Genomic DNA, 21,408 nt, shown 5'->3' on the forward strand with positions numbered 1-21,408 from the left:
CAACGAGCCCGGTTGGTGGCATCGCTACAACGATCTGCTGCCACCGTGGTTCGGCCCTTATATCGTTTCGGTGCAGGCCGCGAGCAAGATTCGCACCACAAGGCGCCTCTTGTTCCTGGCCTGCTGCAACCCCTTGAATACGCCAGGGCGGCCGTGGTGCTGGGTCACGATGACGCCGATCCGGATCGGCGGGTTGCGGTGCGGCAACGCGGGCAGGAGATTCTGTTCCACCCGGACCCGCCAGTGGGTTTGGGCGGTGATCGACGAGGCGGCGTCGCACCGCCCGAACGGTGGGGTGCGGGTACACCGGGAACGGATGCCGCATCTGATCCGAAATCTGATCGAACTGGCCAACCTGCCGAGCGGAACGATTCAACTGCTGCGGTATGTCGCGGGCGAGCACGCTCCGGGAAGTCCCTTCAGCATCCTGCGGAATCTTTGAATCGGAAATTCCCGACGTAGTCTATCTCGAACACCTGACCGCGCGCGGTATCTGGCGCGACGGCAAGACCTGGCGCTCTATCTGTCGGTCATCGACCGGCTCAGCGTCCAGGCCAATTGCCCGGAATAGTCCATCAAGATCATCGACAAGTGCGGTCCCGGCCACCGAGGCCACGTTGCGTTGGTCGAACGGCCGAACAAACCAAGACATCCACCCTTGGACAGGCGGGTGGAATCGCCCGGCGCGGGGCGGCGGGCGAAAGTTCCACGGGAGTTCTCCTGGCGCAGAATGATTGGATATCCGCTAAGCGTCGGCCGACGGACCCGGTTATTACTGCCTGATGAAACTGGAGGCGATTCGCCAGAATGTCGCGGGCTGTAATGCCTCGAGGTCCCAATCGTCAGCCATAGCGTGCGCGGTGGTGACGATTCGTTCTATATCGAAGTCGTTCCGCGTCGCAGCACCAGTGGATTCGACGGCATCGATGACGTATGCCAGGGCGGATTCTCGGGAGAACGCGGTTTTCGCGCGGGCGCTTCGGGCCGACGATGTGCTCATATGCCTATCGTTCGCAGGCTGGTCGGCCGATGCGGCATCAGCTGATCGGAGCCTGCTGGTGAGTGATTGTTCCATTCAAATGCCCCTGATGTTCGGCGTGGCAAACCCGCGGCGACTGCAGCCTTCGGCTCACCAACACGACCTCCCCTGACGGTCCCCTGTAAAGCGTTGCGGCACTGAGTTTATGCCGCTGCGGCTTTCAAATGCAAGCACATCTGCATGATCGACTGTACGTGCGCGCGGCCTATTCCGCCGACGCGAGTTTGCGGACTCGGTGCTCGCGACCGAAATTCACGCGCGGCCGAACAGGACGTCCGTGCTGTAATCGATCTGCGTACCGGGCTCGACGAATTGATCGGCGGCCTCCCGCCAGGCGAGGAAATGTTCGGTGAAACGGTGTGCCTCCGCAGCCTCGTCATCGGTGTAGAGCTGGTAGAGAAAGAAGCGGTGCGGGTCCACCCGATCTGCGCAGATGTCGAAGCGCAGACAGCCGGGCTCGGTCCGCACGGAGGCGTCGGCGCTGCGGGATATGGCGGCGAGGAACTCGGCGCGCGAGCCTGGACGGATCCTCATCGAGACGATACGACTGAACACGGTTCTTCTCCCATCGTGACCGTTGTAGGTCGATCGGCAAGGGCTACAGCTGGGTTCGTCCGGCTCGGTCGGCCAGTTGCGCAATCGCCCGGCTAATCGGGGTCCCGCCCGAAACGAGTTCGAGAGTGCTCCCGAAGGTGTGCGCGGCAGACAGTAATCCGGACAGAACGGCCGCCACATCGGCGCGGGGGATGTCGCCGCGCCCGACCGGCGGTGGCGCGAGTGTCACGAGTCCGGTGCCGAAGGAATCGGTCAGCACACCGGGCCGTAGGATCGTCCAGTCCAGATCCCGCTCCCGCAGATCGTTTTCCGCCTGGGTCTTGGCATCGACATATGCCGCCCACACCTCGTCGGTGCCGGGGGCGGGAGGCCGACCGGCGCCCATCGCGGAGATCTGCAGAAAGCGGCGCACTCCGGCACGCTCGGCGGTCTCGGCCAGCCGGAGGGACCCGCCCAGATCCACGGTGTACTTGCGTTGCGCACCGCTGCCGGGACCGGCGCCGGCGGCAAAAATCACTGCGTCGCCACCTTTTACGACGTCCGCCAGGTCTTCGCCACCGACCTTCTCCAGGTCGCACACCACTGGGTCGGCCCCGGCTGCGCGCACCTCGGCGGCATGAGCAGGATTGCGGATGAGTGCGGCGACCTCATGGCCGCCCCTGGTGAGCAGCGGGGCGAGCAGCAACGCGATCTTCCCATGTCCGCCTGCGATGACGACGCTCATGGACTGCTCCTTTCGGTCGAGGCGTCGCCGCGCTAGCGCTCGGGTCCGCCGGGATTGCAGCGGGCTTCGACAGTGGCTTGGTACCCGACCGCCGGACGCCAGGGTTCCAAATTCCAGCTCGGTTTGTCCGGTTGGACCAGCCGTGCCCACGCCCAGTGGCAGCGGAACTGGTCACGCATGCCCGGAGTGTCGGCGTCCGCCGACAGGGCCACGACTTCCTGCCATGCTCGATCGTCCGAGCCGGGAAAGGTGGTCTGCCGCCCGGCCTGGGTGGGGAAGACGAGCAGCCGGGCGCCGTCGATCGTTTCGGTCCAGGCGACGTTCGCAACCAGCGGCTGTCCCGCGTAGGGATCGGCGGGCGGCACGGCGCCCAGCGGGGGTGCGACCGGGGATACGGCTGGGAGGGACGTGGTGGTGACGGTCGTTGTCGTGCCGGTCATGGACGAGGACTCACGGGGACCACAAGCCGCCGCGAGCGGCAGCAGGCCGACCGACAGCAGCGCGACGGCCCGGCGCCGGCGGACGAGGTGATGCGGGTACCGCTGCGCCACGGTCCCACCTCCTGCGTTCGCCTCGACATCCTCGTATTGATCTCCCGAGCCTAATGGGCGGAGCGGGACGATGCCCGTCCAGTCCGCGCCGGCGCAGCGAAGGCTGGGGTGGTGGCATCACGGGCGCCGCCGGGCAAGATCCGTCCGTAATCTGTGCGGCAAGCGAAAGCTGACGCAGCCGCACGAGCCCTTGTGGCCCCGGCGAACCCGGGCACCGTGACGGGTCTGGCGGAACAGCGCTTGGCTCGCGTACTCAGCGCCACAGCGAGCGGCGGGGTAGCCTGCGCGGGTCGGGTCGAACCTCGCCGTCAACGGAGACGGTGAGCCCGGCGTGTACGGCGGCCGAGGTGGACTGCCGTCCATGCCACCGTCTCCATCCGTACGGCGCGGCCGCGCCGTACGGATGACGGCAGCGGGCCGCCAATGCTGAGAACATGTTCCAGCTTATCGTCTGGAAATGTCGCAGATCGGGCACTCGGCATGTGGGGTACGGTCACGGGCCGGCGCCTGCCTCGGCCATCGTCCGGCCATCCCGAACTTATGGATTGTCAACATGTTCACGTTTGGCAGGGACCGTGCGTGGGCGATGTTGTCGAGGATGATTACAGCGTTGGACGATTCAGGAGGAACACGTTCGATGAGTCAGGACCCCCGTACGCCGGGTAGGGGAGTGGGGCTGCGACGCCTGGCATATGCGATCGGCGCCATGGCCGCGGGCCTGGTGCTTGTCGTGAGCACGGCCGGTGCCGCGACCAGCACGCCTTTGTACCCGCAGCCGGATCCCGATCCCTTCTACCAGACACCTGCGGACATCGCCGATCGCAAACCGGGCGATGTGATCGCGACCCGGGTGATGCCGCCGCTGACGATCTTCCCGGACACCACCGTGACCCTGGTGCGGTTCCGGTCGACCAATTCGGAGGAGAAGCCGATCGCGGCGACCACCACGGTGCTCACACCCAAGGCACACCGCCCCGATGGGCCGTTGCTGTCGTTCCAGCACATCATCAACGGGCTGGGTTCGGAGTGCTCGGTCTCGCGGGTGCTCTATACCGGTGACCCGAATCTGATCGTGCGGGAAGCGCCGGGCTGGAACGTGCTGCTCTCCCGCGGTTGGAGCGTGGCGCTGCCCGACCATCTCGGCCCCAACTTCGCCTACGGCGCAGCCAAGCTCGGCGGGCAGATCACCCTCGACGGTATTCGCGCCGCGAAGCAGGTCGATGAGCTGGCCGTGCGGCGCAGCCCCGTGGCCATGGTCGGATATTCGGGCGGTGGCATGGCCACCGCGTGGGCGGCCGCGCTGCAGCCGAAGTACGCGCCGGAGCTGGACATCGCCGGTGCGGCCATGGGGGGTGTGCCGATGAACCTGGTGAAGATGCTCGAGGGGCTGGGGTTGAACGCACACCCGGCGTTCGGTCTCGCGCTGGCCGCGGGCTTCGGGCTGGAACGCGAATACCCGCAGCGCTTCCCGCTCAGCGACCAGCTGAACGAACGAGGTCTGGCTGCCCGCGCCCAGATCGGCAACAGCTGCACCAACGACATCCTGGCCGCGGGTGCGGGTCGCGGTGCGCTGGACTTCGCCAAGACGACCTCCATGATGAACGACAACACCGCGCGCGCGGTCGTAGCGGAGAACAGCCTCGAGCTCTACGACGGTGTGCCCGAGACGCCTGTGTTCGAATGGCATTCGCCGATCGACGGACTCATCCCCATCGACGCGGTGGTCAACACCGATAAGCGGTGGTGTGCCGCCGGTGCCAGGGTGCAGTCCGAACAGATCCCGGTGCCCGATCACCTGACGGCAGCGGTCCTCGGCATTCCGGCGGCACTGGACTGGCTGGACGCCCGATTCCGGGGAGAGCCCGCACCGAGCAACTGCTGAATCGACCACAACGCGACCACCGCGCCGGACCTGTTCGCTGCGTGCGGGTCTCGGCCGGTGGTTGCGATCTCGATACGCGACAACGCCACTCGAGTATTTCCAGCCGCGAGTTGCGCGTACTGACGTAGCCTGACGTCCTGGCTCCCGGTCCGGCAGGGGAGATTTGGGTCGAAGGCCGAAACGCCCCGGGTGCCAGAAGCATCAGCCGTCGCACCCAAGGGCGTACGCCATGAGATATTTGCCTGCAATTGCCGTCGCATTGCTCGTCGGCGGCACGGTTCTGGCCGGTCCGGCCGCCGCGGAGCCGATACCCGCACCCCCGCTGCCCGACGTGTCCGGTGAATTCCCGGCGCCCAGTGGGTTGCTGCCCGGATTGCAACAGCTCATCGATCAGGTGATTCCGCCGCCCCCGATCGCGCCGGCGCCGGAGCCGACCGGGCCTGCGCGGCAGGTGGCCCCACTCCCGCCGTCGCTGGCGGCGCTGCGCCTGGCCACTCTGCCGTCAGCCGTCGGTGATCCGATGTTCGACCTGCGTCCTGCGGGCCTGGATGACCTGCTCGAGGGGCAGGTCATCGATGTCCGTGACGTGCGCGCGACGGCCGCGCCGCTGATGCTGCTGCCGATCGCGCGTGCCCTGCTCGTGAAGTACCGCACGACCGATGCCCACGGTGGGGCGTCATACGCCACCGCAACGCTGATCGTTCCGGCAGCGGACTGGCCGGGCCCGGGCCCGCGACCGGTGGTCGTGAACAATTTGCCGATCGACGCGCTCGGCCGCATCTGTACCCCGGGATACACTCTCGCCCACGGGCTTCATCCGGATACCAGCACGACCGACTTCGTTCCGCCCACAACGCATATCGCGGCGCTGCGCGGATACGCCGTGCTGATCCCGGACCATGAGGGGCCGTCGATGGCCTACGCCGAGCCGATCGTGGCCGGACACGCGGTGCTCGACTCGATCAGGGCGGTGCGTGGATTGCTGCCGGATGAGTTCGGCGCCAGTAGGTTCGGCATCGTGGGCTATTCCGGCGGAGCCATCGCGACTCATGGAGCGGTGAAGCTGATCGCCAGTTACGCACCGGAATTGGCGCAGGTGGTTGCCGGCGCGGCGTTGGGCGGAGTGCCCGCCGACTACGAGATCCTGGCGCGCAGTATGAACGGGAATCTCGCGTCGGGGGTGTTCATGGGCGCGGTGTTGGGCATCGGCCGGGAGCGGCCGGAAATCCTCGCCCGGATGAACAATCTCGCGCAGTGGGTGGCGACATCGCCGGTGAAGGACATGTGCGGCAGCAGTTATGGGCTGGCGGGCGTTCTGATGCTGCCGATCGATATCGCGGCCAACTACCCCGATCCGCTGCACTCGACGCTGGCCATGGAGATCTACCGGGCGACCAGAATGGAAGGTGTGAAGTCGGCGGCGCCACTGTATATCTACAACGGCGAGCAGGAGTTCTGGATACCGGCGGACGGCGCGCGCAACCTCTACCAGGAACAATGCCGCCTTGGCGTGCCCGCGGTGTACCGCAGTGTGCTCGGCGAGCACATCATCGCCGGGGCACTCGGCTATCCGGAGGCCATGCTCTGGCTGGATGCTCGGCTGCGCGGGATTCCGGCTGCCGACGAGTGCTGACCGTGCAACGGCCCCGAGCGGCATCCGGCGAAGCGCCAGGCCGGTAGGCGACATGCTCGGCACCGAGTGTTCCTCGGTACGCCGCCGACCATCGACTAACCAGCGGGCCGCGTGACCGAGTGATCAAGTATTGTCCCAGTGGGACAATACGAGGTAAGCTGTGCGTATGGGCGACGCGGGAGTCGGTCTGGACGGTCGCCGGCTGCGCACTCGGCGCAGCCGCGAGGCGCTCTCCCGCGCGGCGTTCGATCTGCTCACCGAACGGGGCCTCGACGCCGTCGCCGTCGAGGACATCGCCATCCGGGCCGGCGTCACCCGGCGTACCTTCAGCCGGCATTTCGCCTCTATCGAGGAAGCCATACTCGGCGACGTCGATCAGGACGTGCACCTGTTCAACGAGGCACTGTGCCGCCGTCCCGCATCGGAGTCGCCGCTGGTCGCCTACCGAAACGCCGTCCACGACTGGATCGCCACCGAGTACGGTGGCGTCCGCGCCGCGCTGCTGGCTCGACGTTGGGCGCTGTTCCAGCGTTTCGCGGACGAGCCCGAGCTGTTCGCCGGATACCAGCGCATCCGGATCGACGGGCAGCGCGAATCGGTCCGGATCATCGCGGCGAGGCTGGGCGTGGATCCGCTGACCGATCCACGTCCGGCCGCCGCCGTCGGCGCCGGTGCGAGCATGCTGCTCGCGGCATTGCAGAGCTGGGCGGCGGGCCCGGATCCGCTGGGCCTGCCCGAACTCGTCGACGCGTTCTTCGCCACCCTCGTCGCCCTCACTGCCGAATTCCGTTACGAGGAGTCACCGTCATGTCTACCGGGTCGGTGAGCATCTACCGCAGGACGTGCCGACGGGTCGGGCTGGACCGAAATCCGCTGCGCCGCAGGGCAGACCGTGTGCAGACCGGAGTGGCCGCCTTGCTCGCCCTGGTGTTCTTGATCATCGTCCCGGTGCTGGCGGTGATCGTCGGCGGCGGAGTATACCGCATGGAAACGGCCGCGGTGCAAGCTGAAACAGCGCGCCTGCACCGGGTCGACGCCACCGTGATCGAGGCCGGTAGAGCGCCGCTCTATGCGCCGGTCATACCCGCACGGGTGTCCTGGAAGGACGCCGCAGGCGGGACACACACAGGCGACTATCAGTCGACCACAGTGGTCCAACCTGGTTCCACCGTGTCTATTTGGTTGAACGACGGCGGAAGCATCGTGGAGCCGCCGTCCTCGACCAGGGCTGTCAGTAAGGCAGTACTGCTCACCTCGGCGGCCCTGGTCGGTGTCGCGGTCGTGCACGGGGGTAGCTATTGGCTGGTGCGCCGCCGGCTGGACCGTCGGCGCCTGCGCCAGTGGGAAACCGAGTGGGTGGCCGCCGACCTCACCTGGGGGCACGGCTGAACCCTGGTGCGGCCTGCCCGCCGGGCGCGGGTAGCGAGCCCGCGCAGCGGGCACGTCACCCGCCGAGCCGCAGCGCGACGAACGAGGGGACCGGCACTGCTGCGACTGTAAGAGCATCGGCGAGCCGGTCGCCCGCTTCGGCGCGGATCATCGGAGATTTTCCGACTGCTGCCCGGTTACGTTGTGACACAACATAATCGATGCGCAGGGCTCAGCAGGTGTCGGGGGCCGAGTCGCCCGCCAGCCGGAACTCGAATCGGATAGCACCTGGGCTTTGGGCAGGCAGGACGATGGCGGCGCCGTGGCCGGGTGTCCAGGTCCGGGGAACCAGGACGTAGTGGTCACCGATGCGACTCAGTGGCACCAGCCCGTCGTAGCGGAACCGGTAGGCGGAACCGGCATCGGAATCTGTGCCACAGACCGTTGTGCGGACGTCCGATCGGGACAGATGCAGCTGTTTTTCGCTGTAGATGATGACGTGGGAACTGGTTGACAGTTGCGCGGCCCACTCCCGCGCCCGGGTCTGGCCCACCGCGACGGAGTAGTCGGTAGCGATCCAGAACAAGTTGATACCGACCATGGTGAACAGGATCACCCATTCCGCCACTCCGGCCGCCGCGGACGGCAGTGTCGCGGTTGCGGGCAGGCGTTCCCGCAAACGCTGGCGGCGCAGCACGACCAGCAGCCACAACACCAGCACACCGGCGATGATCGACACCGGCGCCACGCACAGCCCTTTGTTGAGCGGAGTCACCACGTATATCCGCGACAGGCCATTGACGAGGACCGCCCCGGCGATCACTGCGATCACCGCGGTGGCCCATCGCGGGGGCTGCCGGGCACGGACCGAATCCGGAAGCGCGATATACCCCCAGAGCAGAGTCATGCCGATGAGACCGACGAGGGTCAGCGGCACGAACAGCGTGTCGACAGTGCGCATCAGATACTCGCGGATGCTCGGATTCAGCGTCGTCGAGTCGACACCGAAGTAATTGAAGTACCAGTAGACGTGCGCCCAGCCGAAGTAGAACAGCACGGCGGTCAACAGCGTCGTCGGCGCCACCAGCTGTCCGATGGATTTCGCGACATGGGTGAACCCGTCGAACGCCGACCCCGTCGCAGGGGGCGATGCTTGCTCACCCGGTGGTTGTGACACGGGGCTTGCTCGTCGGTGTCGCTGTGGGGGAGACGGTCCTGGACGGCGAGCCGGTTTCGGTTGGCGAGCCGGTCTCCGAGGTCTCCTTCGGTTGGAAGCCTTCATTGCCGCAGGGAAGTTTCTGCGGGGCCAGCGTCCCGGTGAGCAATGTCAGTGTCGAGCCGGGTATCAGAATGAGCGACCCGTTGGGAGACTTCTCGGTCGGCTTCGAATCCGCTTCCGCGCCCCGGTAACTGGAGTATTGGCAAGTGCTGCGCAGGGTGTCCGTCTTGTCTTTCGCAATGTCGACCTCGACGCAGTGGCCGCAGTGCTCGGCTATCGCTTGCACCGCGATGTCCCGGACCGCCACAATCGGGACGCCTTGGAGTTCGGTGAAGGCCGGGATCCGGAAGGGCGCGCCCGCCGCCTTACCGGCATCGGTTTTCCCCGGCAGCCCGGGTACTCCCAGGCTCGGCGGGGCACCGGACGAAGGGGGCTGCTGCGTCGTCGCACTGCCCGCTGCCCGGTCGGGTATCGAGGTGGCGCAAGCCGACGTCGCTACCGCCACTGCCGCCAGGAACACTATTCGCCGAGCGAACATGTCTCCCCTCCCCGCATTTCGGGCCGCCGATCATGACGAGCGTGGCCGATACTGTACGTGACCACGTCTTGCGCCACTGATCATCTCTCGAGACGCGATCCGGCAGCGGGGAATTCGCTGTATCTCTCCTCTTTTCGCGGGTTTGCCGCGGTCTCGACCGGAGTGACGGGTTGTGTACTGGACTGGGTCAGGACGCGGTCTGGTCCGGAGTCGGAAGATGTGCGGCGCAAATGGCTTCGACGAATTCGCCGACCTGTTCTTCAGGCAACTGGCGCGCTAGATCCGCCTCGGTGATGATGCCTGCGAGTCGACCATGAGCGGTTACCGGAATCCGGCGGATACGGAACTCGGTCATGCGCGCCAGAACGTCACCGATGTCCACGCCGACGTCGACGGTATGCAGCTCATCCTGGCCCTGGGCGAGTTCTCCCGCCGTGGTCGTTCGGGGATTCAATCCGACGCCGATAACCTTCACGACGATGTCACGATCGGTCACGATCCCGACCGGATGACCTTCGCCATCGCAGACGGGGAGCGCTCCGATGTCGAGCTGGCGCATCCGCTGGGCGGCGAAATCCATAGTGTCGCGTACGCTGATGCACTCGACATCCGGGCGCATGACGGTCTCCGCAGTGATCATGCTGAGCCTCCTCGATACGAACCGTCGGTTGCCGCTCGACCATCACCCGGATTCCCGCGCCGCCGGTAGGGGACAAGGTCACCGTGTCGCGGGATTCTCGGTGGGGCCCGTCACCCAGGGACTCGGCAATGACCACGTCGGCAGCTTCCCGCGCGTGGCGTTACCTGGCGGCCTGCTATCTTGAACGTCGTTCAAGTTGTCGCGGAGGGTTGTCGTGGAGGGTATCGAGGACTCTCGGGAGTCGAGCGTTCGCGTTTCAGCGCGCGATATGGCGCAAATCGCTGTTTTCGCGGCGTTGATCGCGGCGCTGGGTTTGCCGGGGGCCATCACGGTGGGTTTCAGCGGCGTGCCGATCACCGTGCAGACTCTCGGTGTGATCCTGGCCGGCGCGGTCCTCGGGGCGCGCAAGGGCACGGCCGCGGTGCTGGTTTTCCTCGCGCTGACGATGATCGGACTGCCGCTGCTGTCCGGTGGCCGTACCGGTTTGACGGCCCTGGCGGGGCCCAGTGCGGGATACCTGATCGGCTGGGTTCCCGCGACATTGCTCATCGGTCTGCTCACCGCGCGGATCCTGCCGAAATACCCGATCGTGCTGGGTCTACTGATCAATGCTGTGGGCGGGATGCTGGTCGTCTACGTGTGCGGGATCGCCGGACTGCTGCTGCGTACCGATCTGGGGGTCGCGGCCGCGATCTCCACTAATGTCGCGTTCATTCCCGGCGACCTGATGAAGGTCGTCGTCGCGACGGTGGTGGCCAAAGGTGTGCACCGTGCGTACCCCGGTCTGATCCGTGGCTAGTCCCGAACTCGGCGGCGCGGACGATCGACCCGCGCTCGACTTCGACGGCCGCAGATGGACTTACCGTGACCTCGACCAGGCGATCGAGCAGTGGATCCGGCAGCAGGGCGACGCGACAGTTTATGACGCGTCGCCCCTCTCGGTTCCGGACGCGTTGATCTGTGTGTGCGCGGCGGCTCGGCGTGGCATCCCGGTACTGGTCGAGAATCCGGCCGCGCGTCCGCACCGCCCGAGCACTCCACCCTCGGCGTTCCTGCTGGTGGCGACGTCGGGGTCGACCGGACAGCCGCGACCGCTCGCCCGGACGGCCGCCTCCTGGTACGACAGCTTCCCGGCGTTCACCGCGATCACCGGCGTCACGCCGACCGACCGCGTGCTGATCACCGGCCCGTTGCACGCGACGATGCACCTGTTCGGCGCACTGCACGCGCTCTGGCGCGGTGCGTGCGTCACCGACGACCCGTCGCGCGCCACCGTCGTGCATGCGGTTCCCGCGGTGCTGCGCGAGGTGGCGCGCACCTGCCCGCTGCTGCGTACCGCGATCGTCGCGGGCATCGCTCTGGACCGTGGTGCGCTGGCGGCGGCCGGCCACATCGAAGTCGTCGAGTACTACGGGTCTTCGGAAGTCTCCCTGGTGGCGGCTCGGCGCGTTCCGGAGCCGATGCGGCTGCTCGATGACGTCGAGGCCGAGGTCCGCGGCGGCGAGCTCTACGTTCGATCCCCGTACACCGTGCTCGGCGCGCCGGACTGGTTCAGGGTCGGTGACCTCGCCGAACTCGGAGACGACCGCACGCTGACGGTGCGCGGTAGGGGCGAGTGCGCGATCAATGTCGGTGGCACCACAGTGGTCGCCGAGGATGTCGAGCGCATCCTGGAAGCGCTCGACGGAATCGCCGCCGCGGCCGTGCTCGGATCGCCGCACGCCGTTTTCGGCGAAACCGTCACGGTCGCAGTACAACTGGACGGTAGTGTCGGTCTCGACGAGATCCGTTCGCGAGCTCGCCGGGTGCTGACGAAAGAGGCGATGCCGCGTCGGTGGGTGCCACTTCCCGCACTGCCGCGGACTGCCGCGGGAAAAGTCGCCAGGGGACAGCTGAAAGACTTGCTGACATGAACCCTGCCCCCGTCCTGGTGGCGCCGCGTCGCACACCGATCGGCACTGCCGGGCACGGATTCGCGGAGCTGACCACCACCGATCTGGCCGCGCCGGTGTTGCGTGAGGTGTTGGCGGCCGTGCGCGCGGCGGGCATCGATGCCGAGGTCGACGATGTCGTCCTCGGCAATTGTCTGGGACCCGGCGGCGACCCGGCGCGCATCGCCGCGTTGCGAGCAGGTCTGGGCGTGCACGTTCCGGGCGTCACCGTCGACCGGCAGTGTGGCTCCGGGCTCGATGCCGTGATGCAGGCGGCATTGCGGGTGCGCAGCGGCGTGGACCAACTCATACTGGCCGGCGGCGTCGAATCGGCGAGCACGGCGCCGTGGCGTTTCTGGCCGCCCGTCGCGGACGCCGATCCCGTGCGCTACACCCGCGCTCCTTTTGCGCCAGCAGGTTTTCCCGATCCCGATATGGGGGTCGCCGCCGACGATCTCGCGCGAGCGCTCGGCATCAGCCGTGCGCGGCAGGACGCCTACGCGGCGCGCTCGCACACTCTCGCCGCAGCCGCCGACTTCTCCGCGGAGATCGTGCCGATCGGTGACGTGCACCGGGATGAGCGCATCCGTGCGGGCATGACCGAGGCGCGGCTGGCGCGGCTGCGGCCCAGTTTCGGCGTCGAGGGCACCGCGACCGCGGGCAATTCGTGCGGAATCTCCGACGGAGCCGCGGTGCTGGCCGTCACCAGCGAGGCGATGGCCGCGGGATTGCCTGCCTTGCGTATCCGGGGCTGCGCAGTCGCCGGATCGGATCCGGCCTCGCCCGGACTCGGTCCCGTGGCCGCGATCCGGAAACTGCTGCGGCGCACCGGAGCAGACCTGCTCGACCTCGGCGTCATCGAGATCACGGAGGCGTTCGCGTCGGTGGTGCTGGCGATAGCCGACGAATTGGGCCTGGACGAAGCCAAGATCTGCCCACAGGGCGGCGCCATCGCGATGGGTCATCCGTGGGGCGCGTCCGGTGCCATCTTGCTGGTGCGGCTGGCCGCTCAGATGCTGCGTGCGGACGGACCCGCCCTCGGGCTCGCGGCCTGCGCCATCGGCGGCGGGCAGGGCATTGCCGTGCTGGTGGAGCGGGTGTCGTGAGTTCGATCGTCTTCGACTCGGTTTCGCACCACTTCGGCGCCCGAAAAGTACTGCGCGATATCAACGTGCGGATCAGCGAGCGCCGCGTCGGCATCATCGGCGCCAACGGTTCCGGCAAGTCCACCCTAGCGCGCATGATCAACGGCCTGCTGACACCGACCGCGGGCACCGTCACGGTGGACGGTGTGGACGCCGCACGCAAGGGCCCGCAGGTGCGGCGGAAGGTGGGGTTCGTGTTCACCGACCCGGACACCCAGATCGTGATGCCCACGGTCGCGGAGGATCTCGCTTTCTCGCTGCGGCGGACGGGCCTGAGCAAACAGGAAGTGGCGGAACGTGTTCAGCAGATCCTGGAGCGATTCGGGCTCGCCGACCACGCCGAGCACCCCGCACACCTGTTGTCCGGCGGGCAGAAGCAGTTGCTCGCCCTCGGCGCCGTCCTCATCCGCCGGCCGGAGGTGATCGTGGCCGACGAGCCGACCACGCTGCTGGATCTGCGCAACGCCAGGCTGATCGCCGAAGCGCTCGATGCCGTGGACCAGCAGGTGATCGTGGTGACGCATCAGTTGTCGCTGCTGGCGGATTTCGACCGCGTCCTCGTAATCGACAACGGCGCGGTGGCGTTCGACGGCGCTCCCGGCGACGCCGTCCCGGCGTATCGGGCGTCGGTCGGATGATCGGGGTCTACCATCCGGGTGATTCGCCACTGCACCGGATGCCCGCCGGGGCGAAACTGGTGCTGCTGCTTGTTTCGATGGCGGCGGCTACGGTGTTCGTGCGTAGCCCGCTTCAGGTCCTGATCGCCGCTGCGATCGTGGCGGGCCTGTTCGCGGTGGCCCGGATTCCCTGGCGAGTCGTCGTGCTACAACTGCGGCCGCTGGTGTGGATGGTGGTGCTCATCGCCGTGTTCCAGGTGCTGATCACCTCCCCGGCGCGGGCTCTGGTGGTGTGCGGTGTACTGGTGTTTTCGGTGGCGCTCGCGGCGCTGGTCACGCTCACCACGCGCGTGACGGACCTGCTCGACGCCGTCACGCACGGCCTCGGGCCGCTGCGGAGGTTCGGCGTCGATCCCGAGCGTATCGGTCTGCTCCTGGCTCTGGCCATTCGGTGTGTTCCGCTGCTGGCCGGGATCGTGCAGGAGGTCGCCGAGGCGCGGCGGGCCCGCGGACTGCACTGGTCGATGACGGCGCTGGTCACGCCGACGCTGGTGCGGGCGCTGCGGACCGCCGACGCGATGGGCGAGGCTCTCGCGGCGCGGGGAGTGGACGACGCCTGATCGACTGGCCGCGCGGATCGCCCGTGGCGGTGGCTGTGCGCCACGCCGCCGAGTCCCGGTATGCCGGTGCAGATTCTGGCGGTGGACCGTTCGCCGCGAACGCCGCGGGGCGAACTCGGTCGACAAGAACGTGCGGTGCGCTCGCTGCCCATCGCGGTGGGGCTGCCGATACCCACCAGTGACGTCCGTGTGGTCGGGCCGCGTGCGGCTGGTTCGTGAGTTCGCCGGCCAGCGAATCGCCTCGATCGGCCGACAATGCCCGTGGTGGGCGCGTCGCCACGGCTCGCCGAAGACATCCGCCTGAACCGTCGACAGCGCGGTCACCAGCCCTGATACTGGATGGAGTGGGTTTGCTGGATTGCTGCCCCTACGAGCCGATCTGGGCAGCGAGACACCGAGAATCGACAGGATCCGGCTATGAAGATCAAGAATCTGAATCCGCTCCCGATGGCCGACATCGGCGGCTCCGATTTGTTCATCCCGTTTCGAATGCCCAGTGGTGACATCGGCTTCGTCCCCGGTGACTCGTTCTCCGGCGCCGAGCCGAGAGTTGGTGGGCCGAACTGGCGTTCGCCCATGCTCCTGCGCAGCGACACGCACGATATGTCCAGACCGATCGAGTTCCAGTCGGCCGCGCGAGGTGCACGACAGTTGTGGGATTACGTCCACGACAACCCGCAGTTCTCCACGGTTCTGCCCTGTGACGCGATCACCATCGGCGGCCGGATCTATCTGTGGGTGATGGTCACCCAGGGCCTGGGCAACGAACGATGGTGCGAGATCCGGTATTCCGACGACAACGGTGAGAGCTGGACCGATACCGGGGTCCGCTGGTCGACCAGCGCGTTCGGCGGCAAACGGACCATGATTTCGTGGGAGCGCGGAGGTGACGGCTACATCTACGTCATCTCCACCGGAGGGCTCGCTCGCAACAAGAACATGCTGTTGTGGCGGGTGCGCGAGAGTCATGCCGCGCTTACCGACCCGGCCGCCTGGGAGGGATGGGGCTGGAACGGTCAGAACTGGGGGTGGGGCCGCGATCCCGGCAGCGACCCGCGATTCGGCATCCTGCCCGACGGCACCAGGCTCGGCGAGATCGGCCTGCGCCGGATCCAGGGCAACTGGGTGATGTCCGGTTTCGATGCCGGAGCCTACGGCGCGTTCGTCAAAGTCGCCGGGAGGATCACGGACAATTGGTGGACGGCGCCAACATACCGGCCCGTCAAAGGTTCCTTCTGGGCGCCGGGAGGCCCGGACATCGTGCCACGGCTGTACGGCTGTTATGTCCACCCGGACAGCAAGTTCGACGGTGCATTCGGCATGATCGTGAGCGAGTGGGCGGAATCCGGTAATCCCTACCGCGCCATGCAGTTCCGGATCTTCGGCATACATCCGGCGGTCCCGATCGCCTGACCAGGACGATTCGGTATTGTTCAGCGTTCTGCTTCCGGCTTGTTCGGCGGTCTCGGCCTCAGCCTCGCCTGCGGTGGGTTCGGCGATGGCTACGATCAGGAGCTCTGGTCGGCGGCCAGCGTGCGCCGACGGGCAAATGCACGCGGTGACCTGGGTGCCGGCTCGATGCCCTCGACGGAGACCTCGGTGGTGTCGGGCAGCTTCAGCGCCTCGGCCGTCGATCAGTTCGTGCGGTCGTTTGAGCGTGCGTCGAACGAGGAGACGTGCGGTTGCGCCGCCCGTGGCCCACCCGCTGGACTGGTCGCCCCGGCAGTTGCCCTATCCGGCGAGGATGAACTCGGCTGCCTGTTCGCCGATGAATACCGTGGGCGCGTGCGTGTGGCCCCGGATGATCAGCGGCATCACCGAGGCATCGGCAACCCGAAGTCCTTGCACACCACGTACTTCCAGTCGCGGAGTGACGACGCTGGCGGCATCGGTGCCCATCCGGCAGGTGCCCACCGGGTGGTACAGCGTGTGTGCGTACGAATTGAGGGTCAGCTCGAGGACGGCTTCCGGTTCGGCGGGGGCCTGCGGCGGGTAGATCACCGGGCCGAGCACCGCTTTCATCGCTGGCTCGGCCGCGAGGCGGGCGCACACCCGCAGCCCTGCCATCAGGGCGGCGCGGTCGGCGCCCGCGATGTCGGACAGGTACCGCGGATCGATCATCGGCTTGGCCGCCGGGTCTGCCGCCGACAGTGCGATCCGGCCTCGGCTCTGCGGGCGCAGCAGTACCGTCGCCAGAACCACGCCGTGTTCGGTCGGGTCCTGGAGTCCCTCGTAGTAGAACGGCGCGGGCGCGAAGATCAGCTCCAGGTCCGGCAGCTCCAGATCCGGCCTGCTGCGCACGAACCCGTACGCCTCGCAGACGTTCGACGTGAGCATGCCGCGGTGCCGGATCAGGTAGTCCAGCAATTGGCGCGGCTTCTCGGCGTCGAACAGCGAATCTCCCGCCACGCGGTAGCCGAGGCCCGCGACCAGATGGTCCTGGAGATTCGCGCCCACCTCAGGAGCGTGCCGACGCACCTCGATGCCGTAGCGGGCCAGCTCGTCACGGTCACCGATGCCCGAGAGCATCAGCAGTTGCGGGGTGTTGACCGCGCCGCCGCACAGCACGACCTCGCGCCGTGCGGTCACCGTGTGCGTGCCACCGCCCTGGCGGTATTCCACGCCGACAGCGCGAGTGCCGTCGAAGAGCACTCTGGTGGCCAGCGCCTCGCTGCGCACCGTGAGGTTGGGGCGGCGCAGGGCGGGCCGCAGGTACGCGTCGGCGGTGCTCCAGCGGCGACCCGCGTGCTGGGTCACCATGGTCTCGCTGAACCCGTCCGGCCGCGGACGGTTCGGCGGTTCGACCGCGTAGCCCGCCTCTTGGACCGCGGCCAGATAGGCGGCGGTGAGAGCGCGTGGGCTGCGCTGGCGTGTGACGTACAGCGGACCATCGGTGCCCTCGTCGGGATACTGGGCATCCCGCACGCGTTCGATGCGGCGGAATTGGTCGACGGCCGCGGCGAAGCCCCACTCGTCACCGGCGAGCAGCGCCCACTCGTCGTAGTCCGCCCGGAATCCGCGGACCCACATCATGGCGTTCATCGAGGACGAGCCGCCGAACATCTTGCCGCGCGGCCAGTAGATCTCGCGGTTGTCCAGTTCGGGTTGGGGCTGCGTGCGATAGTCCCAATCCACCTCGGAGCGAAAGAGTTTCGCGAACCCGGCGGGGATGTGCGCGAACTTGTTCTTGTCCGGTGGACCGGCCTCCAGCAGCGCCACCGTGGTGCTGGGATCAGCGCTGAGCCGATTGGCCACCACCGCACCGGCGGATCCCGAGCCGACGACGACGTAGTCCGCGGAAAGCCCACCTTGTTGCACTTGTACCCTCTCCGATCTGCACCGACTACGGAAAAGATACGAGCAACCGCTGCGCGAGAGCTGGGTTTCGGCCAACCCGGATCAAGTCGAGGGAACCTCATCGGGCATCGGGCAGATGGTGGGTGCGATCCGGGCGTGGTCCGCGTGCCGGGCGGCCCGGCAGACGCGGCGAGTCAGCTGTACCGGGTGGCGGTGAGCGCTGTTCGGAGTGTGCCCGCCGGAAGCGTACCGGATGATCCGGTACCGTAGCCGTGGAAGGTGGATCAACGAGCAGAATGGCAGGTCCGACACGAAATGAGCCTTCGAGACGTTACGCTACGAACGTTGTCCGGTGAGCCGACGACACTGGCCGACCTGGTCGGCGACCGTGCGGTCCTCTTGGTGAACGTAGCATCGAAATGCGGCCTGACACCGCAGTATTCCGGCCTCGTCGAGCTGCACAAGTCTTTCGGCCCGCGCGGATTCAGCGTGGTCGGTGTGCCGTGCAACCAATTCATGGGTCAAGAGCCGGGCAGCGCGGAGGAGATCCAGCAGTTCTGTGCCACCACCTATGGCGTGGATTTCCCGTTGCTGGAGAAGACCGACGTCAACGGCGACAACCGGCACGAGCTCTACCAGACCCTGGTGGAATCCGCGGATGCCGAGGGTAACGCCGGTGATATCCAGTGGAACTTCGAGAAGTTCCTCATCGACCGGGACGGGAAGGTGGCGGGCCGCTTCCGCCCGACCGTGACGCCCGAGGCGCCGGAACTACTCGCGGCGATCGAGGCCGTTCTCTGAGACATGCGTCTCGCACCGGAGCCGCCGCCCATTCGGACGGCGGCTCCGGTTGTGTCCGACCACGTGGGGGCAGATCCGCGCGCACTTCGTCATCGACGGTCACCACCAATTCCAGCTCCGGATATCCGCTCAGCACATCGGCGACGTGCTGAGCCTGTTCGGCCGATGCGAGGTAATCCAGCGTGCGGGCGCCCGATCGGATGTGGATATGCCGAACCTGCCGCGGCTGTTTCATCTTCGCTCGATTTCGAGTGCGGCCGCCGTTCGCGGGCCATGCTGTGCTCGGCCCGCCGCGTGGATCTGCATGACGTGGTGTGGATTCCGGATCAGGACCGCCGAGTCAGTGGCTCCCGCAGGCCGAGATGATCGCGCAGCGTGGTACCGGTGTATTCGGTGCGGTATACCCCGCGTTCCTGGAGTTCGGGGACCAACCAGTCCACGATCTCGTCGAGGCCGCTGGGCACCAGATAGGGGGAGATATTGAAGCCGTGGGTGGCGCCGTGGCGGACCCAGCGAGCAAGTTCGTCGGCGACCTGGGCGGGGGTGCCTGCGAAGCCGGAACGTTCGGTTGTCGCGATGACGACTTCCCGCAGCGAGAGGTTCTCGGCCTCGGCTCTGGCTCGCCATGCACGGGCTATGGTCAGCGGGTCCTGTCCGGAACGGACCGCGCCTCTGGTTTCCGAGATCGGGCGCGGCTCTGGGTCGTCGGGCGGTAGCGGGCCGTCCGGGTCGAGTCCGGACAGGTCGCGGCCCCAGATCTGACCGGCGAGCGACAGCGTGGTCTGGCCGGTGTACTGACCGTTCTTCACCCAGCGCACTTTCTCCTCGACTTCGGATTCCTTCTCCGCGAGGACGATCTGGGTGCCGGGGAGGATCCGGATGTCGTCCGCCGGGCGTCCTGCCGCCCGCAGGCGGGTGCGGATGTCGTTGGCGAAGGCGAGCGCGTCGTCGAAATGTGTTCCGTGCCTGGAGAAGATGACGTCGGCATGCGCCGCGGCGAAATCGCGGCCGGTCGGTGAGTCACCGGCCTGGAAGATCACCGGATGTCCCTGGGCGCTTCGCGGCAGTGTGGGTGTGATCGTCACCGGGAAGTGGTCGCCGGTGCCAGTGACCTGGTGGATGGCGTCGGGGTGCGCCCACTCCGGGCTCTGCAGTGCGGTCGCGATCGCGCCGTCGTCCCAGGCGTCCCAGATGGCGCGCACCGTCGTGACGAATTCGGCGGCGCGCTCGTAGCGTAATGCGTGGTCGAGGTAGCCGCCGCGCCGGAAGTTGGCGCCGGTCCAGGCGTTGTCGGTGGTGACCGCGTTCCAGCCCGCGCGTCCGCCGGAGAGCAGGTCGAGCCCGCTGAGTTTGCGTGCCAGGTCGGCGGGCTCGTTGTAGGTCGTGTTCTGGGTGGCGACCAGGCCGATACGACGCGTGATGCCCGCCAGCGCGGCCAGTTGCGTGATGGCGTCGGGGCGGCCGGCGATGTCCAGTTCGAGGATGGCGCCGTCCTGCTCACGCAGCCGTAGGCCCTCGCCGAGGAAGAACGCGTCGAACAATCCGCGCTCGGCGGTCTGCGCGGTCCTGCGGAAGGTCTCGAAATCGATCTGCGAACCGCTGGACGGGTCGGACCAGATCGTGCTGTGGTTCACGCCCTGGAAGAAGACGCCGAAGTGGACCTGGGCGTCGGGGTGCGGGAAGTCGGTCACGGGAACGTTCTCCTGGAGATCAGTGCGTGGTCGCGTAGCGGTTGGCTGGACGGGCCAGGCCGAGGTTGGTGCGCAACGTCGAACCGGGCACCGGTCGATGCGCGACGCCGTGGCGCAGTAGCGCAGGCACGACCTCCTGTGCGAGAACCGGCAGGTCCTCATCGATCACCGCGGGGTACAGCCGGACTCCGTCGAAATGGGCGCTGAGCTCGGTGAGCAGGGCGACCAACTCCCGCGCGGACCCGGAGAACCGTGGCCTGCCAAGGGAATCGGAAGCTGAGCGGAACCGCTCAGCGGCGCTCGAGCCGGGGATGTCCAGGGTGACGTCGAGCTCGGCGACGACCAGCGGACCGCCAGCCGACCGCGCCTGCGCACCCACCTCGATCGCGGCGGCGACCGAGGCGGCCGTGACGAGTCGCACGTCGACCTCGCCCTCGGCCCCGAACACCACCGGCCGGCCCTGCGGCGGGCGTGGCACGATCGCCGGACCCTTCACCGCGAAGCTCTCGCCCTCGAAGTCGATGTAGTGCAGCTTGGTCCGGTCGAGGAACCGGCCGCTGCAGACGTCCCGGATCACCGCGTCGTCCTCCCAGGAGTCCCACAGGCGGCGCGCGACCTCGATCGAATCCCGTTGCTCCCTGGCGAGATCGGCGTCTGCGCGGACCGGAGGGCGACCCCAGGTCGCGGCCGCGCGCGGATCATCGACACGCTCGGCGATCCATCCGGCTCGTCCACGGGACGCGTAATCGAGCGAGGCCACCTGCGAGGCGGTATGGAACGGCTCGGCATAGGTGGTCGCGACCGTGGGGACCAGTCCGATGGTGCTGGTCGTCGCCGCCACGAACGCCGCTCGGGTCACCGCGTCTATTCGCCCGGGAAGATCACGACCCGGCAGAATGGAGTCGGCGAACGTGGCGAAGGTGAACCCGGCGTTCTCGGCCGCGGCCACTCGTCTGCGCACAGTGTCGGCGGTGAGCAGACGATCCGGCGTATGCGCGGCACGTCGCCACGCCTCGGGATGAAAACCCTCGCCGTCGAGTTCTATACCGAGCGCGAAAACACCCATCCGACACCTTCTTTCGTACCGCGGTAGACGTAGGCGCCCAGGCCGCGGGGGGGGCCCCCCCCCCCCCCAACCAGGGGGGCGCGCCCCGGCG

Annotated in this window: 22 protein-coding genes; 12 read left to right on the top strand and 10 right to left on the bottom strand. The window is 67.5% G+C overall.

Annotated elements, in window-relative coordinates; all coding sequences use genetic code 11:
* Positions 1 to 169: 169 nt before the first annotated feature.
* Positions 170 to 442 carry a Scr1 family TA system antitoxin-like transcriptional regulator gene (locus tag ACT86A_RS25190; protein ID WP_445094691.1) on the top strand — a complete coding sequence of 91 codons (273 nt, stop codon included), beginning with the start codon at positions 170 to 172 and terminating at the stop codon, positions 440 to 442.
* Positions 443 to 772: 330 nt separating this feature from the next.
* Here ACT86A_RS25190 and ACT86A_RS25195 read toward each other — a convergent pair whose 3' ends face one another.
* The 4 genes from ACT86A_RS25195 to ACT86A_RS25210 form a co-directional block, all read right to left on the bottom strand.
* Positions 773 to 1,000 carry a hypothetical protein gene (locus ACT86A_RS25195; RefSeq protein WP_445094692.1) on the bottom strand — a complete coding sequence of 76 codons (228 nt, stop codon included), beginning with the start codon at positions 998 to 1,000 and terminating at the stop codon, positions 773 to 775.
* 291 nt (positions 1,001 to 1,291) lie between these two features.
* Positions 1,292 to 1,573 carry a putative quinol monooxygenase gene (locus tag ACT86A_RS25200; protein WP_445094693.1) on the bottom strand — a complete coding sequence of 94 codons (282 nt, stop codon included), beginning with the start codon at positions 1,571 to 1,573 and terminating at the stop codon, positions 1,292 to 1,294.
* 64 nt (positions 1,574 to 1,637) lie between these two features.
* A complete protein-coding gene (locus ACT86A_RS25205; protein WP_445094694.1) occupies positions 1,638 to 2,318 on the bottom strand; it encodes an SDR family oxidoreductase in 681 nt (226 codons plus the stop codon).
* A gap of 32 nt (positions 2,319 to 2,350) precedes the next feature.
* Positions 2,351 to 2,869 (bottom strand): DUF2599 domain-containing protein, encoded by a 519-nt coding sequence (locus tag ACT86A_RS25210; protein ID WP_445094695.1) that lies wholly within the window; start codon positions 2,867 to 2,869, stop codon positions 2,351 to 2,353.
* A gap of 706 nt (positions 2,870 to 3,575) precedes the next feature.
* Here ACT86A_RS25210 and ACT86A_RS25215 point away from each other — a divergent pair.
* The 4 genes from ACT86A_RS25215 (at position 3,576) to ACT86A_RS25230 (ending at position 7,773) form a co-directional block, all read left to right on the top strand.
* Positions 3,576 to 4,751: a lipase family protein gene (locus tag ACT86A_RS25215; protein ID WP_445094716.1), complete on the top strand. Its 1,176-nt coding sequence runs from the start codon at positions 3,576 to 3,578 to the stop codon at positions 4,749 to 4,751.
* A 229-nt stretch (positions 4,752 to 4,980) separates the two neighbouring features.
* A complete protein-coding gene (locus tag ACT86A_RS25220) occupies positions 4,981 to 6,384 on the top strand; it encodes a lipase family protein (RefSeq protein WP_445094696.1) in 1,404 nt (467 codons plus the stop codon).
* Positions 6,385 to 6,550: 166 nt separating this feature from the next.
* Positions 6,551 to 7,210 (top strand): TetR/AcrR family transcriptional regulator, encoded by a 660-nt coding sequence (locus tag ACT86A_RS25225; RefSeq protein WP_445094697.1) that lies wholly within the window; start codon positions 6,551 to 6,553, stop codon positions 7,208 to 7,210.
* Positions 7,192 to 7,773, top strand: coding sequence for an Rv1733c family protein (locus ACT86A_RS25230; RefSeq protein WP_445094698.1), 582 nt, complete (start codon positions 7,192 to 7,194; stop codon positions 7,771 to 7,773). Before ACT86A_RS25225 ends, ACT86A_RS25230 begins: the two co-directional genes overlap by 19 nt.
* A gap of 211 nt (positions 7,774 to 7,984) precedes the next feature.
* Here ACT86A_RS25230 and ACT86A_RS25235 read toward each other — a convergent pair whose 3' ends face one another.
* The 3 genes from ACT86A_RS25235 to ACT86A_RS25245 all read right to left on the bottom strand — a co-directional run bounded on the left by ACT86A_RS25235 (position 7,985) and on the right by ACT86A_RS25245 (position 10,149).
* The gene (locus ACT86A_RS25235) at positions 7,985 to 8,929 is read right to left on the bottom strand and encodes a hypothetical protein (RefSeq protein ID WP_445094699.1); all 945 of its coding nucleotides are present in this window, start codon (positions 8,927 to 8,929) and stop codon (positions 7,985 to 7,987) included.
* The gene (locus ACT86A_RS25240; protein WP_445094700.1) at positions 8,910 to 9,509 is read right to left on the bottom strand and encodes a hypothetical protein; all 600 of its coding nucleotides are present in this window, start codon (positions 9,507 to 9,509) and stop codon (positions 8,910 to 8,912) included. Before ACT86A_RS25240 ends, ACT86A_RS25235 begins: the two co-directional genes overlap by 20 nt.
* A 187-nt stretch (positions 9,510 to 9,696) precedes the next feature.
* A complete protein-coding gene (locus ACT86A_RS25245; protein ID WP_445094701.1) occupies positions 9,697 to 10,149 on the bottom strand; it encodes a CBS domain-containing protein in 453 nt (150 codons plus the stop codon).
* Between the two features lie 214 nt (positions 10,150 to 10,363).
* On the opposite strand from ACT86A_RS25245, the gene ACT86A_RS25250 reads away from it, so the two are divergent.
* The 6 genes from ACT86A_RS25250 (at position 10,364) to ACT86A_RS25275 (ending at position 15,875) form a co-directional block, all read left to right on the top strand.
* Positions 10,364 to 10,948: a biotin transporter BioY gene (locus ACT86A_RS25250; protein WP_508104371.1), complete on the top strand. Its 585-nt coding sequence runs from the start codon at positions 10,364 to 10,366 to the stop codon at positions 10,946 to 10,948.
* A complete protein-coding gene (locus ACT86A_RS25255) occupies positions 10,941 to 12,062 on the top strand; it encodes a class I adenylate-forming enzyme family protein (RefSeq protein WP_445094703.1) in 1,122 nt (373 codons plus the stop codon). The genes ACT86A_RS25250 and ACT86A_RS25255 overlap by 8 nt, the downstream gene beginning before the upstream one ends.
* Positions 12,059 to 13,186 carry a thiolase family protein gene (locus ACT86A_RS25260; protein ID WP_445094704.1) on the top strand — a complete coding sequence of 376 codons (1,128 nt, stop codon included), beginning with the start codon at positions 12,059 to 12,061 and terminating at the stop codon, positions 13,184 to 13,186. The genes ACT86A_RS25255 and ACT86A_RS25260 overlap by 4 nt, the downstream gene beginning before the upstream one ends.
* Positions 13,183 to 13,863, top strand: a complete 681-nt coding sequence (locus ACT86A_RS25265) for an energy-coupling factor ABC transporter ATP-binding protein (RefSeq protein WP_445094705.1) — start codon at positions 13,183 to 13,185, stop codon at positions 13,861 to 13,863. Before ACT86A_RS25260 ends, ACT86A_RS25265 begins: the two co-directional genes overlap by 4 nt.
* Positions 13,860 to 14,462, top strand: a complete 603-nt coding sequence (locus ACT86A_RS25270; protein ID WP_445094706.1) for an energy-coupling factor transporter transmembrane component T family protein — start codon at positions 13,860 to 13,862, stop codon at positions 14,460 to 14,462. Before ACT86A_RS25265 ends, ACT86A_RS25270 begins: the two co-directional genes overlap by 4 nt.
* Before the next feature lie 417 nt (positions 14,463 to 14,879).
* The gene (locus tag ACT86A_RS25275) at positions 14,880 to 15,875 is read left to right on the top strand and encodes a DUF4185 domain-containing protein (protein WP_445094707.1); all 996 of its coding nucleotides are present in this window, start codon (positions 14,880 to 14,882) and stop codon (positions 15,873 to 15,875) included.
* A 318-nt stretch (positions 15,876 to 16,193) separates the two neighbouring features.
* Here the strand turns inward: ACT86A_RS25275 and ACT86A_RS25280 are convergent, their stop codons facing one another.
* Positions 16,194 to 17,780, bottom strand: coding sequence for a GMC family oxidoreductase (locus ACT86A_RS25280; protein WP_445094708.1), 1,587 nt, complete (start codon positions 17,778 to 17,780; stop codon positions 16,194 to 16,196).
* Between the two features lie 294 nt (positions 17,781 to 18,074).
* Between ACT86A_RS25280 and ACT86A_RS25285 the strand changes: the two genes are divergently transcribed.
* Positions 18,075 to 18,560 carry a glutathione peroxidase gene (locus ACT86A_RS25285; protein WP_445094709.1) on the top strand — a complete coding sequence of 162 codons (486 nt, stop codon included), beginning with the start codon at positions 18,075 to 18,077 and terminating at the stop codon, positions 18,558 to 18,560.
* 326 nt (positions 18,561 to 18,886) lie between these two features.
* On the opposite strand, the gene ACT86A_RS25290 is transcribed toward ACT86A_RS25285, so the two are convergent.
* The gene (locus ACT86A_RS25290) at positions 18,887 to 20,251 is read right to left on the bottom strand and encodes an NtaA/DmoA family FMN-dependent monooxygenase (RefSeq protein WP_445094710.1); all 1,365 of its coding nucleotides are present in this window, start codon (positions 20,249 to 20,251) and stop codon (positions 18,887 to 18,889) included.
* Between the two features lie 19 nt (positions 20,252 to 20,270).
* Positions 20,271 to 21,317, bottom strand: a complete 1,047-nt coding sequence (locus ACT86A_RS25295; RefSeq protein WP_445094711.1) for an LLM class flavin-dependent oxidoreductase — start codon at positions 21,315 to 21,317, stop codon at positions 20,271 to 20,273.
* Positions 21,318 to 21,408 lie beyond the last annotated feature (91 nt).

The organism is Nocardia glycosmidis, from assembly GCF_052545115.1.